The following is a 16,019-nucleotide window of genomic DNA, read 5'->3' on the forward strand; positions in this document are numbered from 1 at the left end:
ATCAATACAGGTAAGATGACTTGCTTGATGAGTTAATAGCTGATCTACCAGCCAACAGCTAGACATTCCTTGATAACAGCCTACTTCTAGAACATTGATCGGTTGTTCTGAAAAAAATTTAAGCAGTTCAGACCATACAGGAATACGATAACTAAAAATATCTACCGAGAAAAAATAGTTATGGGAGACACATTGATCCCAACCGCGATGTTCACAGGCTTTTTGAAAGTTGGTAACAGCTTCAGCTAATTTGCCTTTTCCCCGCAGGGCATTACCTAATTGACTGTATACCCAGGGATATTCCTCCACCAGATTAATAATGGCGTAGCAGGTAGAAATTGCTTCATCCCACTTTTCAGTCAGCAAAAAGATTTTAACCAAGTCTCGATATGCCCAGGGAAAATCAGGATCGTATTTAATCGTTAGACGAAAACAGGCGATCGCTTCTACAAATGCACCTTGCTGAAGATAAATCGTGCCTAATTTATAATGTGCCTTAGCTGCGGTTGGTTCAACCTCTAACAGTCGCCGATAAACAGCCTGTGCTAGCTCTAATTTGCCCTGTCGTTGGTAAATTTCTCCTAGATCGAAAAATGCAGCTATTATACCTTGAGTGCCAGCAGTTGCCTGTTCATAACAGGCGATCGCCTCGGTAATTTTGCCTTTTTTTTCTAAGGCTTTGGCTAATTTATAATATCCTTGTTGGTTAACTAAGTTGGGGTTAATCTGAATTGCTTGATACCAACATTCCATTTCTGCATCTCTACGCTGGAGTTGACCATTGATCTGAGCCAAAGCAGAGTAGATCCGCGCGCAATTGGGAAAGTATTTTAGGGCATGTTCAAATGAACCTAGGGCAGCGGTTAAATCGTTTTCCAATAAATGTAGTTCTCCTAGTTGAGAATATGCTTCTGCCAAATTAAGAGTGTGATCTAAAGCTAGAGAATGCCAGACAATAGCTCGGTCAAATTCAGCTCTTCCTTGAAGTAGATTACCTAAATTATTAAAAGCAGCCTGCCACTGTTCAGGATTATCGGCGCTAGTTGTAATTGCCTGTTCGCACTGAGTAATAGCCTGAGCTAAATAGGTAGAATTCACGAATTTAATTGATGAAGATTAATGATGGTTTACGGTTTCTGGCGTTACTCTCTCATTTTAAAAAGACATTGCTTAAATTGATTGCCCTCCGCCAAATTGACAATCTCGGTTCATCAAAATGAATTACACACAAAACTGAAAACTAATTTTAATCTTGTTGCTGACAATGCTGTAAAACCAATTTAAGCGCATCAATACTAACAAAGATATCTTCAGTTAGCGCATTTTGGTACATTAAATTACGTAGAGATGAACAGCTAAAGTTTTTTCCCACTATGTAATAGTGCTGTAAGTCTAGCTGTTGGCTAATCATCCAGTAATCTGTTCTGATGTAGTTAGGAGAAAAAAGCTCAACCACTTGAGTATTAGGAGAACAAAAAACTAGGTTAGTTAGACCCGAACCATGGGGAGAGACAATCATCTTGGCATTAGCAAATATCTCTACCTGCTCTAAAAAAGACATTTCCTCCAGAAACACCGTCACAAAACCTGATTTACCCAGTAACTGGCTAATCTCTACCTCGTTAACCAACTGCCTATTTTTAGCCTTAGCTCGACTAACATAGATTTTAGAACGATCATTCTGACTGTGATCAATTTGAGGCAAGAAGGTTTGTCTGAGAAATCTAATTGTTCCTTCGGGAATCCAGTCCAAATAACCAGGGAAAGAAGGTACAATTAGCTCGCTAGCTTGAATATGACTGTGGCGATCGCTTTCAATAATTTTATCTTGGGCAATCCCCAGCAGTTTTAAAGTTTCTTGCTGATAAGATTTGCTCAAACTATTGACCACAAACCAATCGATCTCTTTGAATTTGATCTCACTGCGCCTTAATAGTTCTAATCTCGGCAAAATATCAAACATCCAATGGTAGTAAACATGACCTGCCAAACCAGATAATAAAGCTACTTTGCCTGTAATTGTTTCGATTGGCGCAATGTTGTCCTGCTCAAAAATTTTATGCTCGACTCTTTCTTGATAAGGGCATCCAGGCAAAAACCAGGGATAGTCTCTCGATAAATCTCCTAACAGATAGTTATCTGGTGTCATAACTGCTATGGCGGAGCAAATTATCCAAGAGTTTTTCTGTGGTGCTACCCAAGCTCTACCATGGGGAATCGTTACCACAAAAGGTAATTCCGTCTCAATTGTAGGAGCTTGCTTGAGAGAACATTTATAGGCATTTTGACCGATCTGAAGTGGTTTAAACTGAGCGATCAGCTTGGTCATGCAATTGTTGCAGTTGACTCCCCCACAATCTGGGTAGGATGTATGACCAGGAGTGATTTGAATAGATTCAGGCTGTCTGACTATTTTGGTTTTTTTAAGGCTGTCTGCTGATTGTGACCACAACACCTGCACATAGTGAAAATTTTGTACATCACTGTCCCTCACCCAGTCTTGAGTGTGGTGATAAATTTGAGTCGGTAATGATGCTAGATTGTCTTCTGTGGGGAATAATTTGGGTAACTGTTTCCAGTCATCTTGGTTGTGATCGTTTAAAACCTTTTCATAGTAATCAATCGCTTGTTCTGCCTGCTGAGTTTTTTCCAACAGCTTACCAAGTTGAAAACAAATTTGAGGTTGATTCGGTTGAACCGCCAAACCTTGATGGTAAATAGTCACGGCAGCATCCAATCTCTGCTGGCGAGCCAGACAGTTTCCTAATTTAAGATATAGCTCTGGATCTTGCGGTTGAAGCTGTAAGGCACGTTGATAATAATTTTCCGCCTGCTTAATCCCGCCAAACTCAAATAAAACATCTCCCATATAATCATAAGTTCGCCAGAGATGATGACAAGCTTCCTCTTGTTGTCCTAGCTTTAACGCCTGAAGCAAGCGAGCGCAGGCTAATTTGGCTATTTCTAAGCGGTCTTCGGGACTGCTGACTAGTTTTCCCTGACAATAAGCATCAATAAACTCTGGTTCTAGCTCAATTATTTTTTGCCAGGATTTTAAAGTCGATGCTAGATCGCCCATTTTGTGCTGCACTTCAGCATAATTACTGTGAGCCAAAACATTCTTGGGATCGAGCTTAAGCACATGGTGAAAACATTGGGTTGCTTGAACATAGTTACCCTGTTGCTGCCAAAGACGACCAAGATTTTGATATGCCAAAACCATGGTTGGGTCTAAAATAATTGCTGTTTCAAAACTAGTCAGTGCAAGTTCTGGTTGAGAATTAAACCAATACACTTGACCTAAGTTATTGTGTAAAGTAGCCCAAGTTGGATCAAAAGCAATGCCTTTTCTCAGGGTGGAAATCGCTTTAGGATACTCTTGTTGACGAGCGTAGGCACTCCCCAAATTACTGTAGGCGCGAATTAAATCAGGCTGGATGATAATTGCCTGCTGATAGGCAGCGATCGCCTTTTCCAGTTCTCCTTTTTGATCGTAAAGTACGCCCAAATTGAAATATGCAGCTTCATAGTCGGGCTTGATTTTAGTTGTTTGATTATAGGCAGCGATCGCTTCTTGCCAATTGCCCATTTGATGCAGCACTACCGCCAAATTGTACTGTAATTCTGCCCAATCAGGGTTTAATTTCAAAGCCTGTTTGTAGTGCCATACTGCCTGTCGAGAATCTTGCTGCTTACTGTGGAGCAAGCCTAATTCTGCATAAATTTCTGCCTGATTAATTTTAGTACCGAGAGTTTTGCGGTAAGCACTAATAGCTAAGGCAATTTGACCCTGTTGAGCGTAAGCTCTAGCAAGATAGGGATAGAAATCAACCCCATTGGGGTCAGTGGCGATCGCCTGTTTACAGATATCAATAACCTGTTCCCATTCTCCTCGCCCTAAGTGAGATTTAATCTTTTTGAATGAGGATTCGCCTCTTATCATTGACGCTAATGGGAATGACCCTGACTCAAATTACAGATATAGATAAAGATAGAGTGATAGGATAACTCGATTAATTCAAAAATAAAGCTATAGCGATCGCTCTGAAGTAATTTGTCAACCGAAATGTCGACAATGACTGAGCAATCTATGACCAATAATTTTAAGTTGAATATTCATTACATACTATTAGACCCACAACTTTTCGTCATGGGTCTACTTGTCTTTACTTCTATTTTAGCGACTAAATATACTCTAGCCTCAGATTGATTTTTATTACGAAATTTCCCAATTATCAGTGCCTTCTTGTTTGCTGATCTGAAGATCTTCCAGACCTTTGCCAATGTTAATTGCTTCTTGTTCCCCAACAGATATTATTCCTGTATTAGCATCGTAGCTCACAGCATCATTACCTACTCCCAAGATTCTGATCATATCAGTACCTTCGTTTTCAAAATCGATAATTTGATCGATCTTGCCAACAAATTCGTCGTTGGCAAATTCAAACAGATCTTGACCAGCACCCCCTTTAAGCACGTCAGCACCAAGACCTCCTTTGAGGGTGTCGTTACCTTCACCGCCATCAAGAAGATCGGCGAAAGCACCACCTACCAGCAAATCATCCCCATCTAACCCTAGCGCAGTAGAACTACCTGCTGCTGTCAGGAGGATATTATCATTCTTACCACCACCCACAATAGTAAGAGGTGAACCAGATTCTTCTCCATTGGGCTTAACCTCAATGAGATTTGCTTCTGACTGCAAACCTATGTATTCTAAATTTTCACCAATGATGGTTGCATTATTCCCTAAATCCAAGACAATACTTGACATAATTAATATATTTAGACTATTTATAGTTTAATTGTGACTAAAATATCCCCCCGAAAAACCTTAGGTATTAAACCTATTGCTACAAACCATCATAATTCATATTTTTTTTATGTCCAGTGATGAACTACCTAAAAATATCTGTTTTAAATTAGTAATAATAAATTACCATTTTCCTCTGTTTATTTAGAAAGATAAGCTTTGTTGTACGTAAAAATACTAATAATAGATAAGCAAGCTCAAGTACAACTAGATAAATGGGTTTTAATTTTAAGATATTTAAATGTTTATTTCGAAAATAGATTTAAGCTAATTTTTAGCTTTTGAAACTCAAATAATTGGTTGTTTAAATATGGCATATCAAGTAAATTCAATTTTGTAAATTAGGATAATCACTGATATTTAAACCGCATTCAGTTTGAAACCAGGAGTTTTTAAGTTAACTGTTCGCAAGTAGCGAGCTGATACCATTTTTCAAAAATAGCTAGACAGATACAAAGGGATGGTTAAAGGTAAAAGGCTTGCACCGCTTAGTTCGGTGTAAAGGGTAAAAGGCTTAGTCTATGATGCTTTTCCCTTTCTCCTTATGCGAAGCGGCTTGCACTTATCGCATTGAGTGTACCCTTTAGGGTTCCCCTTTGACCAACTGTACTAAGTCTCTTGTTACTTTCGAGAATTGGTATGAGTCCTTCAGGCTTGCTTGGCAACTGCGTCGCTCTAAAGGGTATATTCGCAGGTGTACCATTGGCGAATATACCCTTTAGGAGTCCTTGAGGACAAGGGTACAATGTGAAAATTCTGAAAATTCAATTTATTTCTTAGGTATCTCTGCCTAAAAAGCTTAGAGCTTATGGCTATATGCGAAGCGTCATTCTTTAGGACAAACAGTATTGCTGATAGTTTCATATTGTATTTTTGCGGTACACATTTAATTTAGCAACGCCCGATAATTTCTTGGCTATACAGCACATATCAAATAACCTTAAGCAAAGCATAGTTAGAATAGTTCAGTTAATTTAACTACGCAAGCTTGAGTGCTGATTAAAGATCGGCAACTGTATCTGGTGAGACTTCTATTACTCGACGATTTTCTTTAGCTAGCTGCTGATCTGTGATCAGATCTTCAAGTTCGCTGACATTTACCCCAATTTCTTGACAAGCTGATTGCAGATTGTCGATAAATAAATCTTCATTGTTTTCGTATCCTGATAGGGCAGCAGCGACCTTTATTCCTTGTTTAGCATTGGCTTTAGCACAGTCAATTAGTTCTATTCCTTGCAGCATTTTTATCTAGATGATGTAAATACAATGCCTAAATTTGTCATATTTATGCACTGGTTTCATCCGACTAAGGATTGATCAGAGGTAATTGGCGTTAAGGAATCTTCTTTGATTTGTTTAAGATCATCCGTTTGAGCTAAGTGTTGTTCGAGAATATCAAGATTGCGAATATTTGCTTTAAAATAAGCATCAAACAAATCTCCCACGATCGGGACAAAACCAACTGTAGTTTCTAAGGCAATATTCTGAATCATTTTGCTGATTTTAGACTTTTCTAGTCCAAAGCTACTAGCTAAATAAATCATATAAGCAGAAATTGCTGCCCCAACTAAATCTCCTCCTCCTGGAATCAAACCTAAAATAGGGTCTAAACCAATCCGAAACTTAGTTCCAGGAATACCGATCGCTGTATCTAATAATTTGGCAATCTTACGAATTTGACGGAGCTTATTTAACTGTTGTATTTTATTCATCAGAATAATATAAGTTACTGCTTTAAGGCACTGAATTATTTTATAGCGATCGCTATCTAACTTGATCTTTCCTTAGAGATATTTTCTTGATTTTTTTTAAATATATTTGAAATATAATTAAAATGCATTTCTTTTATGAAGATCTCAAATAGGTTCTATAAGCTTTTTTCAGAAAAATTTGATTGGCTGATAAATCGATTACAATACAATAGTCAAGATTTGTAAATGCAACTACACTAGAGGAAGTAATCATGAAAAGTGAAATTAAGCCTAGTCAAACTCCAGATTTAGAAGATCCTAAGTTTGGCTTTAACTCTTATGCCGAACGTTTAAACTCTCGTGCAGCCATGATTGGTTTTGCCGCAATTTTGATTATTGAATACACTACTGGCAAAGGTTTATTGGCTTGGTTGGGTTTACAGTAAAAGGCTTCGCCTTAGCTACAGGCTAAAATCTTGTTTAGGTAAAAAATGAAGATTGAATGATGAGAAGTTAGAGAGTTTGCTGATTAAATACATGCTAAAAGTGTTAAGTGGCAAGAATTGCAACTTTTGCCTATACAGGCTGTCAAGATAGAACCAATGAGCGAATCAGCTAGACCAAATAACCAGAGTAACCCCCATTCTGGCGCAGTGTTAATCTCTCCCCATCTTTCAACTTTATCTCAGGTTAATTCCACTCCTGTTCAGTTGGGGGTGATGGCTTCTGGGAGTGGGACTAATTTTGCTGCGGTGGCAAAAGCGATCGCAGATGGTAAACTTAACGCAGAGATCAAAGTTTTAATTTACAATAATCCCTACGCTCAGGTAAAAGAACGAGCCGAAGAATATAACATTCCTAGCGTATTGCTAGATCATCGCACATATAACCGAGAAAATTTAGACCAGAAAATTGTCGCCGTCTTCAAAGATTATGGTGTAGATTGGATAGTTATGGCGGGATGGATGCGTATTACAACTCAGGTTTTACTGGATGGATATCCTAACCGTGTGATCAACATTCATCCTAGTTTATTGCCTAGTTTTAAAGGAATTAAAGCAATTGAGCAAGCATTGCAGGCAAAGGTGAAGATTACTGGCTGTACAGTGCATTTAGTCACCTTGGAGGTAGATAGTGGCGAGATCATTATGCAGGCAGCCGTGCCAGTTTTAAGCGATGATACTCTAGATAGTCTTCATGCCAGGATACAGGTGCAAGAACATCAAATCTTACCTCAGGCGATCGCCCTGGCTGCATCTAATCTTAAACTAGTTAGTGGTTAAATACCAGCAATAAAATTGCAGCCTACCAACCATCGTCGCGATCGCGATTTTAGAGAACAGGCTGCTAAAATTAAATGCATTCAGTTTTTAAAAGTTGTGCTGCAAGCAAGTTTTTTCACTTAGTATTGATTAAGATTAATACCAGCTTCTTTCGCCATTGCACCGATGCCTCTTTTTTCTAAAGTTTTAATAGCTTTAGTCGATAGACGTAATCTTACCCAGCGATTACCTTCGGCCCACCATACTCTTTTCCACTGTAGATTAACACCCTGCAATTTTTTGATCCGACGGTGTGAGTGAGATACCGCCATTGCATTATTGGCTTTTTTGCCAGTTATTGTACACTTACGCCCCATGATTTACCTTAAAATAATGTTTCACAGTCTCTCATTATAGTCAAACTTAGACATACATTATAATTTTATTCATTCTGTGAGTATCTCTAGACAGCTGTTGTGACAATAGCAGCTAAACCCAATGATGAGAACACTGCATCAACTCCTCAACCAAAAATTCATCCTGCCAACTACAGTTTTGACACTTAAATCCAAATCTTTGATTAGTCAGAAATTCTCGATACTCAATTTGTTTAGATGAGCAGTGAGGGCAGCGACCTTTAATTATGCAAGACTTCAACGATTCGTGTTTATCTTTGATAACTTTCTCGTATTAATAATGTGTATCTAAACTTTTACCTAATTTAATTCATACTAATAGATCTGTTGTCAGTACTTTATATTACCTTAACCCCGACGATAACCCAATAGACGCATAAATTCATTTTGCACTAGACGATAACATTCACAAGCCACTTCTTCTAACCCCTGTTGATGGAGAATTTTGATTCTACCTCTGCTATAGCTAATATTTGATTTATTGGAAGTTCTGCGCGATCGCTCATATGAAAGAAAACACCTTCGATTAAGATTAGTAAAATTGAAGCAGAATATACTTAGGTCTATGCTTCAATCAGATAAATCTGCTCTCAGGGCTTTCTACTAGAGGCTTTTGTCGATCACATCAAACTATTAAAAAGCAAGATTACCGCTCAAGTGATTTATATGATTTATTAATCAAAGTGTAAAAAAATAAATATCTTGTTCAGTTCGGTATTGTACCCAAGTTTACATTTTTTAAAATTATTCAACGCGAATCCGACAAAGCAAACTAGCTAGAGGTTTCAGGTTTGGGCAAATTAAATTTCAAGATTCGCTAAAAGCTGCCCATTTGTAATCAAACCAGTAGCCAAAGGTTTGGCTTATACCATGTTTCAAAAGGACATAAAAATCCTTTAAGGGCGAATAGCCATTCGCCCTTACGATTAATTAGCTGGCGTTGCTGAATCGATGTATGATTATGAAAATTTTTACGGTTTTGTGAATATTAAAAAAGCTTAGAGCTACGAGCCGTATTACTATCATTTTCACATTGTATCCTTGTCCTAAAGGATAAGCTTCGCAAATGGTATACTTTAAATCAGCAACGCCCGATTAATTATCTAGGTAGTGCTCGCTTGGATTAGATATCTAGATCATCCAGATTCAGGTTAGGTGCGTGAGTCTCAATAAATTCTCTTCTAGGGGCAACCCGATCGCCCATCAGGACAGTAAAAATGCGATCCGCTTCGGCTGCATCGTCTATTTCCACCCTCTTCATGGCGCGGGTTTCAGGATTCATCGTGGTATCCCATAGCTGTTGAGGCATCATTTCCCCTAAACCTTTAAAGCGCTGGATCGTGTAGTTAGCATTATCAGGAAATTCAGCAATGCGCTGTTGTAATTCGCGATCGCTATAGCAATATTGATGGTTGCGTCCCCGTTCTAGTTTATATAGAGGGGGACAGGCAATATAAATATAACCCTGATCGACTAAAGCCCTTTGGTAACGGAAGAAGAAGGTTAAAATTAAAGTCCTGATGTGCGCCCCATCAACGTCAGCATCCGTCATGATCACAATGCGGTGATAGCGTAGTTGAGTAGGATCGAACTCATCCCCTTTGATACCTAACCCCAAGGCGGTAATCATCGACTGAATCTCGTTGTTCTTATAGATTTTGCTGTCATCAGTCTTTTCGATGTTGATAATCTTACCTCTGAGGGGTAGAATTGCTTGGAATCGGCGATCGCGTCCTTGTTTGGCACTTCCCCCCGCTGAATCACCTTCGACCAAGAAGATCTCGGACTCTTCAGGATCACGAGAACTACAGTCGGCTAATTTTCCTGGTAAGGGAGAAGACTCTAATACTGATTTACGACGGACTAATTCCCGCGCATGACGGGCTGCTTCGGCGGCTTTAAAAGACTGCACCGCCTTTTCAATAATTGAATCCCCTACGTTGAGATTAAATTCTAAGTATTCATTCAAGACTTCTCCTACCAGAGAATCAACAATCCCGCGAACTTCCGTGTTACCCAGTTTTGTTTTTGTCTGTCCTTCAAATTCAGGATCGGGTACTTTAACCGAGACAACCCCCGTTAAACCCTCGCGAATGTTTTCACCCCCCAGGTTAGAATCATTCTCTTTAAGTTTGTTGCGTTTACGGGCAAAGGAATTCATGGTTCTAGTCAGGACAGTCTTCAATCCTTCTAGATGAGTTCCGCCATCAATGGTACGAATGTTGTTAGCAAAGCCCAAAAGATTATCACTATAAGAATCAATACACCACTGCAAAGCAACTTCTACAGTTACGCCATTTTTCTCTTTGTTGATATAGATAATATTCTCATGAAGGGCATCTTTTTCGCGATTCATGTATTCGACATACTCTTTAATCCCTCCCTCGTAACAGAAAGTGTCCTGACGCTGTTCTTCTCCACGGTTGTCGCTGAAGGTAATCTTAATCCCTGCGTTGAGATAGGCTAACTCTTTTAACCGCTTGGACAAGACATCATATTCAAAGACAGTGGTTTCAGTAAAAATCGTGTCATCAGGAACGAAATGTACCGATGTTCCTGTACGCCTAGGCTCTTCTTTATTTGGCTGTACTTCTAACTGACCTTGAGGCTTGCCCTGTTGGTAAGATTGCAAATAAACTTTTTGCTCACGCCAGACTGTAACCTCGACCAATTTAGATAGGGCATTAACGACCGATACCCCTACCCCGTGTAATCCACCCGAAACCTTGTAACCACTGCCGTCTCCGCCAAATTTCCCCCCTGCGTGCAACACTGTCATTACTGTTTCCAGGGCAGACTTGCCTGTTTTAGAATGAATTCCTGTAGGAATACCCCGTCCATCATCAGTTACAGTAATTGAGCCATCAGGATTAATGTCAACTTCAATATGGGTGCAAAAACCTGCCAGTGCCTCGTCAATAGAGTTGTCCACCACCTCATATACCAGGTGATGCAGTCCTTTAGGCCCTGTTGAGCCAATATACATCCCTGGACGTTTGCGTACTGCTTCTAAACCCTCCAGTACCTGAATTTGATCTGCATCGTAAGTGGTAGTCATGTATTTCTCCGAAAATGCCTTAGAGCGTTAGTTGTTGATGCGTTATGAAAAATTACTCAAAAATTCTAACACAAAAGGTTTATAGACCGCCTTAAAGCTTTCTAAATTGATTTTTGAGAGTAGGATTGTACCCTCTATTTTCTGAGACAGAGTCATACTAATTTGAATCAAGCTTCAAACTCAGCATTCCTTTACGCCTTCTTGGTAAACTAACAGTAAAGCATAGTCAAGATAAGAGCTATAAAATTCATGCCCTCTGCTAATAAAGACCAGGATGTCCAGGTATTTCCAGTAGCTGCTAATACTCGCGTGCTGCGATCGCGTACTTGGGATCGGCTCAAATTTGAAATTGAATACGCCCTGCAAAAGGGAACTACCGCTAATTCTTATTTAATTGAAGCAGATCGAGTAGCTTTATTCGATCCGCCAGGAGAATCTTTTACCCAGATCTTTCTGGATGCACTTCAAGCGCGGATCGAGCCACAAAAAATTGATTACGTTGTGTTGGGGCATATTAATCCTAACCGCGCTGCCACTCTCAAGGCTTTACTCGTTATTGCACCTGAGATCACAATTGTCTGTTCTAATCCTGGGGCAATATCTCTCGGCAAAATTTTTCCTGATACAGAACTAAAAATTCAAATTATCAAGGGAGAAGATACCCTCAATCTAGGTCAAGGTCATGTTTTGGAGTTTATTCCTACTCCCAACCCGCGTTATCCCGATCACCTCTGTACCTACGATCCAAAAACAGAAGTTTTGTATAGCGATAAAATCTTTGGCTGTCACGTATGTGGCGATCGCGTTTTTGATGAAGGTTGGACGGTAGACAGCGAAGATCGACGCTACTATTTTGATTGTTTGATTGCGCCTCATGCTCGGCAGATAATGATTAGCCTGGATAAACTGGGGGATAAACCTGCTCGTATTTACGCTACAGCCCACGGATCTCTGGTTCGCTATAGCCTAATTGAACTAACCAACGATTATCGTACCTGGGCGCAACAGCAAAATACTCTAGAATCACGGGTGGCGTTAATTTATGCTTCTGCCTATGGCAACACCGCCACTATTGCTCAAGCAATCTCCAGGGGAATTACAAAAGCAGGGGTAGCTGTAGAGTCGATTAATGCTGAATCGGCTAAACCAGAGGAGATTAAAACGGCAATTGAGCAATCGGTAGGGTTTATTATGGGTTCTCCTACTCTAGGAGGACATGCCCCAACTCAAATTCAATCGGCTTTAGGGATTGTTTTGGCAAACGCAGCTAAAACTCAGCTAGCGGGTGTATTTGGTTCTTTTGGCTGGAGTGGTGAAGCAGTAGATCTATTGGAAAATAAGTTCCGTAATGCGGGCTACAAGTTTGGCTTTGAGCCAATTCGCGTTAAGTTTACCCCCACAGATGCGGTACTCAAAACCTGTGAAGAAGCGGGTACAGACTTTGCCCAAGCCTTGAAAAAAGCTCAACGCGATCGCCAAAAGGTAAGACAGGCTCAAGGTATTGATTCTGATGTAGATCGCACAGCTAAAGCAGTGGGTAGACTAGTAGGCTCACTCTGTATTGTCACCACCAAAAAAGAGGGAGTATCAGGGGCAATGTTGGCTTCCTGGGTATCTCAAGCTACCTTTAATCCTCCTGGTTTAACTGTGGCGGTGGCTAAAGAAAGAGCGATCGAGTCTCTCTTATTTAAAGGTAATAGCTTTGTCTTAAATGTTTTGCCTGAAGGTAAGCATATTCCCTTGATGAAGCATTTTCTCAAGCCCTTTGCCCCAGGGGAAGATCGTTTTGCAGATGTGGCAACCCAAGAGGCTGACAATGGTAGCCCGATCTTAAAAGATGCTTTAGCCTATGTAGAGTGCCAGGTCGCTAATCGCATGGAATGTGGCGATCATTGGTTGCTCTATGCTGTCGCTGAACAGGGTAATGTTCTACAGCCTGATGGTGTTACGGCAATTCATCAACGTAAATCAGGAATGCATTATTGATTCATTATTGATTTGAGCAGTCACAGTAGTTGTCTCACGCTAAGAAATTAATTTTCTGCACCATGATTTTAGCGCCATACACACTTTAGATGATTATAGCGATCGCTTAGATTTGGTTTGTTAAAACAAGCGATGCTTATTCTTTATTCTTCAGGATCACTAGTTTTACTAGGAGATGCATCATATAGGGCATTCAAACGCGATCGAGCATCATCTACGGATACAGAACGCATCATCAATAGTGGTTCTTCAATTACTTTGCCCTGCTCATCTAGCAATTCAGGATGAATTGTGCGCTTTGAGGCACTACTGGCTTGATTAGAACCGTTGTAATGGGGTGGATAAAATTTCTGAGATTCTGCGCTTAGGGTGACTAAACTGCGAATCAAATTACTAACTGCTAAAAGAGCAATTGCTGTGAAGGCTAAAATGTAAATTAAATGCAACATATAAACTATTTTTCCTCATAAACTCATAACAATAATCGGCAATAGGAATGATTTGAGTCGTTTTCACTTTTGTTTAAGATTTTGGGAATCTAACTTAGCGGTTGCTTATCTTCCCTGAATCTTTGAGCAACATTCCAACACTCGGCAACCAACTGATGCCAGGGGAGCATCATTTTAGAGTCTATACCCGCTAACCCTCCTGTTGCTTGAAACAGCATTTTTGCCGTCTGCACTTCTTGCTGACTATGAACAATTCTGGCAAGCAATTCAGCTTGCTCTTGAGCCGTTAAGAAAGACATCTGTGACGACTCTAGCAAAGTACGCGATCGCCCAAACCAATATTGAAAATCTTCTAGCAGCGGTTCTAAAACCGTTTTCAGCAGTTCCTTTTCGGTAGGTTGTTCGGTAGACATTAAAATTAAATTGCTTATTTTTATTTTAAAACTTGTTTATTATTACAACATTTATCTTAGCGTTTTTTACAAAATTTAATATAAACTATTATTTTTTTGATTCAGCAGAGATCTTCGGCTTGAAGACCAATCCCGATCTAAAATGAAACGATATTACTTGCGTCTTTAAGAACAGCCGATGCCCGAAGCAGAACAAGCACAACCATCCATCAAGTTACTTCGCACTAGTGAATCCGAATCGTTACAGAAAATTCGCCATACCGCATCTCACATCATGGCAATGGCGGTACAAAAGTTGTTCCCTAAGGCACAGGTGACGATTGGCCCTTGGACAGAAACTGGTTTTTACTACGATTTTGATAGTCCCGATCCTTTTACCGAAAAGGATTTGAAGCAAATTCGTAAAGAGATGATCAAGATTATTAACCGTAAGCTGCCTGTAATTCGTGAGGAAGTTAGTCGTGAGGAGGCTAGAAAACGGATTGAAGCGCAAAATGAACCCTATAAATTAGAGATTCTCGATAGTATTCAAGAACCAATTACGATCTATCATTTAGGAGAACAGTGGTGGGATTTGTGTGCAGGCCCTCACCTAGAAAATACAGCGGATATCGACCCAAAAGCGATCGCTTTAGAAAGCGTTGCGGGGGCATACTGGCGGGGAGACGAAACGAAAGCTCAACTCCAGCGGATCTACGGTACTGCTTGGGAAACTCCTGAACAGCTAGCAGAGTATCATCGCCGTAAGGAAGAGGCCTTAAAGCGCGACCACCGTAAGTTAGGGAAAGAACTAGGACTCTTTATCTTTGCTGATGCGGTGGGTTCTGGGTTGCCTTTGTGGACTCCTAAAGGAACTATTTTGCGATCGCAGCTAGAAGATTATCTCAAGCAAGAACAAATCAAGCGGGGTTATTCTCCTGTCGTGACTCCTCATCTGGGGAAGGTCGATCTGTTTAAGATTTCGGGACACTGGCAAAACTATAAAGAAGACATGTTCCCGATGATGGCAGAAAGCGAGGCAGCAGCAGCAGCGGAACAGGGTTTTGTTCTCAAGCCGATGAACTGTCCGTTTCATATTCAGATCTATCAAAGTGAACTACGCTCTTATCGCGAGTTACCGATTCGCTATGCTGAGTTCGGCACAGTATATCGCTACGAACAGTCTGGAGAACTTGGTGGCTTGACTAGGGTGCGAGGCTTTACTGTGGATGATTCTCATTTATTTGTTACTCCCGAGCAGCTAGATGATGAGTTTCTCAACGTCGTCGATCTCATTCTCACGGTAGTAAAAAGTCTTCAGCTAACTAACTTTAAAGCTCGCTTGAGCTTCCGCGATCCTTCATCAGATAAATATTTGGGTTCTGATGAAGCCTGGGATAAAGCGCAAAACGCGATCCGTCGGGCAGTAGAGAAAATGGACATGAACCACTTTGAAGGTATTGGCGAAGCTGCTTTTTATGGACCGAAACTAGACTTTATTTTTGAAGATGCTTTAGGTCGAGAATGGCAATTAGGAACAGTACAGGTAGACTATATTTTACCCGAACGCTTTGGACTAGAATATGTCGCTGAAGATGGCTCACGTCAGCGCCCGATTATGATTCATCGTGCGCCCTTTGGGTCTTTAGAAAGGCTCATTGGCATCTTAATTGAAGAATATGCGGGAGACTTCCCTCTTTGGTTAGCGCCTGTTCAGGTGCGTTTACTGCCCGTTAGAAGCGATCATTATGAATATGTTGAAGCAGTGGCAGCTAAAATGCGGGCAGCAGGAATTCGTGCCGAAGCTGATACTAATGGCGATCGCCTGGGTAAAATGGTACGCAATGCCGAAAAACAAAAAATTCCTGTCATGTCCGTAGTTGGCGATCAAGAAGTAGCCGATAATACCTTGAGTATTCGTACTCGTGCCTCAGGAGAATTAGGGGCAATCG

General features: G+C 40.4%; 13 protein-coding genes. 4 read left to right on the forward strand and 9 right to left on the reverse strand.

Features of this window, described 5'->3' with window-relative positions; translation table 11 throughout:
* From C7B62_RS19465 to C7B62_RS19485, 5 genes are all read right to left on the reverse strand, one after another.
* On the reverse strand, positions 1 to 1,098 hold a 1,098-nt coding region (locus C7B62_RS19465), incomplete at its 3' end, for a tetratricopeptide repeat protein (protein WP_106240971.1).
* Between the two features lie 148 nt (positions 1,099 to 1,246).
* Positions 1,247 to 3,943: a tetratricopeptide repeat protein gene (locus tag C7B62_RS19470; protein ID WP_106240975.1), complete on the reverse strand. Its 2,697-nt coding sequence runs from the start codon at positions 3,941 to 3,943 to the stop codon at positions 1,247 to 1,249.
* 273 nt (positions 3,944 to 4,216) lie between these two features.
* A complete protein-coding gene (locus tag C7B62_RS27015; protein WP_106240979.1) occupies positions 4,217 to 4,774 on the reverse strand; it encodes a hypothetical protein in 558 nt (185 codons plus the stop codon).
* A gap of 1,038 nt (positions 4,775 to 5,812) precedes the next feature.
* Complete coding sequence (locus C7B62_RS19480; RefSeq protein WP_106240982.1) at positions 5,813 to 6,055, reverse strand: hypothetical protein; 243 nt, start codon at positions 6,053 to 6,055, stop codon at positions 5,813 to 5,815.
* 56 nt (positions 6,056 to 6,111) lie between these two features.
* Positions 6,112 to 6,525, reverse strand: coding sequence for a DUF4112 domain-containing protein (locus tag C7B62_RS19485; protein WP_106240985.1), 414 nt, complete (start codon positions 6,523 to 6,525; stop codon positions 6,112 to 6,114).
* Positions 6,526 to 6,776: 251 nt separating this feature from the next.
* Between C7B62_RS19485 and C7B62_RS26275 the strand changes: the two genes are divergently transcribed.
* Positions 6,777 to 6,950 (forward strand): hypothetical protein, encoded by a 174-nt coding sequence (locus tag C7B62_RS26275; RefSeq protein ID WP_199194288.1) that lies wholly within the window; start codon positions 6,777 to 6,779, stop codon positions 6,948 to 6,950.
* Between the two features lie 156 nt (positions 6,951 to 7,106).
* On the forward strand, positions 7,107 to 7,787 hold the full coding sequence (gene purN, locus C7B62_RS19490; RefSeq protein ID WP_106240989.1) for a phosphoribosylglycinamide formyltransferase: 681 nt from the start codon (positions 7,107 to 7,109) through the stop codon (positions 7,785 to 7,787).
* A 119-nt stretch (positions 7,788 to 7,906) separates the two neighbouring features.
* Here purN and rpmB read toward each other — a convergent pair whose 3' ends face one another.
* Together rpmB and gyrB are read right to left on the reverse strand one after the other, a co-directional pair.
* Positions 7,907 to 8,143, reverse strand: a complete 237-nt coding sequence (gene rpmB, locus C7B62_RS19495; RefSeq protein ID WP_106240992.1) for a 50S ribosomal protein L28 — start codon at positions 8,141 to 8,143, stop codon at positions 7,907 to 7,909.
* Positions 8,144 to 9,305: 1,162 nt separating this feature from the next.
* The gene (gyrB, locus tag C7B62_RS19505) at positions 9,306 to 11,240 is read right to left on the reverse strand and encodes a DNA topoisomerase (ATP-hydrolyzing) subunit B (RefSeq protein WP_106240995.1); all 1,935 of its coding nucleotides are present in this window, start codon (positions 11,238 to 11,240) and stop codon (positions 9,306 to 9,308) included.
* A gap of 249 nt (positions 11,241 to 11,489) precedes the next feature.
* Here gyrB and C7B62_RS19510 point away from each other — a divergent pair, with 249 nt between their 5' ends.
* Entirely contained in the window at positions 11,490 to 13,226 is a 1,737-nt protein-coding gene (locus tag C7B62_RS19510; protein WP_106240999.1) for a diflavin flavoprotein, read from the forward strand.
* Positions 13,227 to 13,369: 143 nt separating this feature from the next.
* Here C7B62_RS19510 and C7B62_RS19515 read toward each other — a convergent pair whose 3' ends face one another.
* A complete protein-coding gene (locus tag C7B62_RS19515; protein ID WP_106241002.1) occupies positions 13,370 to 13,675 on the reverse strand; it encodes a DUF2973 domain-containing protein in 306 nt (101 codons plus the stop codon).
* 89 nt (positions 13,676 to 13,764) lie between these two features.
* A complete protein-coding gene (locus tag C7B62_RS19520; RefSeq protein ID WP_106241005.1) occupies positions 13,765 to 14,088 on the reverse strand; it encodes a DUF2605 domain-containing protein in 324 nt (107 codons plus the stop codon).
* Positions 14,089 to 14,266: 178 nt separating this feature from the next.
* Between C7B62_RS19520 and thrS the strand changes: the two genes are divergently transcribed.
* A partial coding sequence (thrS, locus tag C7B62_RS19525; protein WP_106241008.1) for a threonine--tRNA ligase occupies positions 14,267 to 16,019 on the forward strand: 1,753 nt, incomplete at its 3' end.

Origin of the sequence: Pleurocapsa sp. CCALA 161 (assembly GCF_003003995.1) — a bacterium.
Taxonomy (GTDB): domain Bacteria; phylum Cyanobacteriota; class Cyanobacteriia; order Cyanobacteriales; family Xenococcaceae; genus Waterburya.

What these genes read in the sequence shown, in the direction of transcription:
- C7B62_RS19515 (WP_106241002.1), bottom strand. Translation starts at nt 13,675, where the DNA reads ATGTTGCATTTAATTTACATTTTAGCCTTCACAGCAATTGCTCTTTTA.
- rpmB (WP_106240992.1), bottom strand. Translation starts at nt 8,143, where the DNA reads ATGGGGCGTAAGTGTACAATAACTGGCAAAAAAGCCAATAATGCAATG.
- C7B62_RS19470 (WP_106240975.1), bottom strand. Translation starts at nt 3,943, where the DNA reads ATGATAAGAGGCGAATCCTCATTCAAAAAGATTAAATCTCACTTAGGG.
- purN (WP_106240989.1), top strand. Translation starts at nt 7,107, where the DNA reads ATGAGCGAATCAGCTAGACCAAATAACCAGAGTAACCCCCATTCTGGC.
- C7B62_RS19485 (WP_106240985.1), bottom strand. Translation starts at nt 6,525, where the DNA reads ATGAATAAAATACAACAGTTAAATAAGCTCCGTCAAATTCGTAAGATT.
- C7B62_RS19510 (WP_106240999.1), top strand. Translation starts at nt 11,490, where the DNA reads ATGCCCTCTGCTAATAAAGACCAGGATGTCCAGGTATTTCCAGTAGCT.
- C7B62_RS19480 (WP_106240982.1), bottom strand. Translation starts at nt 6,055, where the DNA reads ATGCTGCAAGGAATAGAACTAATTGACTGTGCTAAAGCCAATGCTAAA.
- C7B62_RS26275 (WP_199194288.1), top strand. Translation starts at nt 6,777, where the DNA reads ATGAAAAGTGAAATTAAGCCTAGTCAAACTCCAGATTTAGAAGATCCT.
- gyrB (WP_106240995.1), bottom strand. Translation starts at nt 11,240, where the DNA reads ATGACTACCACTTACGATGCAGATCAAATTCAGGTACTGGAGGGTTTA.
- C7B62_RS19520 (WP_106241005.1), bottom strand. Translation starts at nt 14,088, where the DNA reads ATGTCTACCGAACAACCTACCGAAAAGGAACTGCTGAAAACGGTTTTA.
- C7B62_RS27015 (WP_106240979.1), bottom strand. Translation starts at nt 4,774, where the DNA reads ATGTCAAGTATTGTCTTGGATTTAGGGAATAATGCAACCATCATTGGT.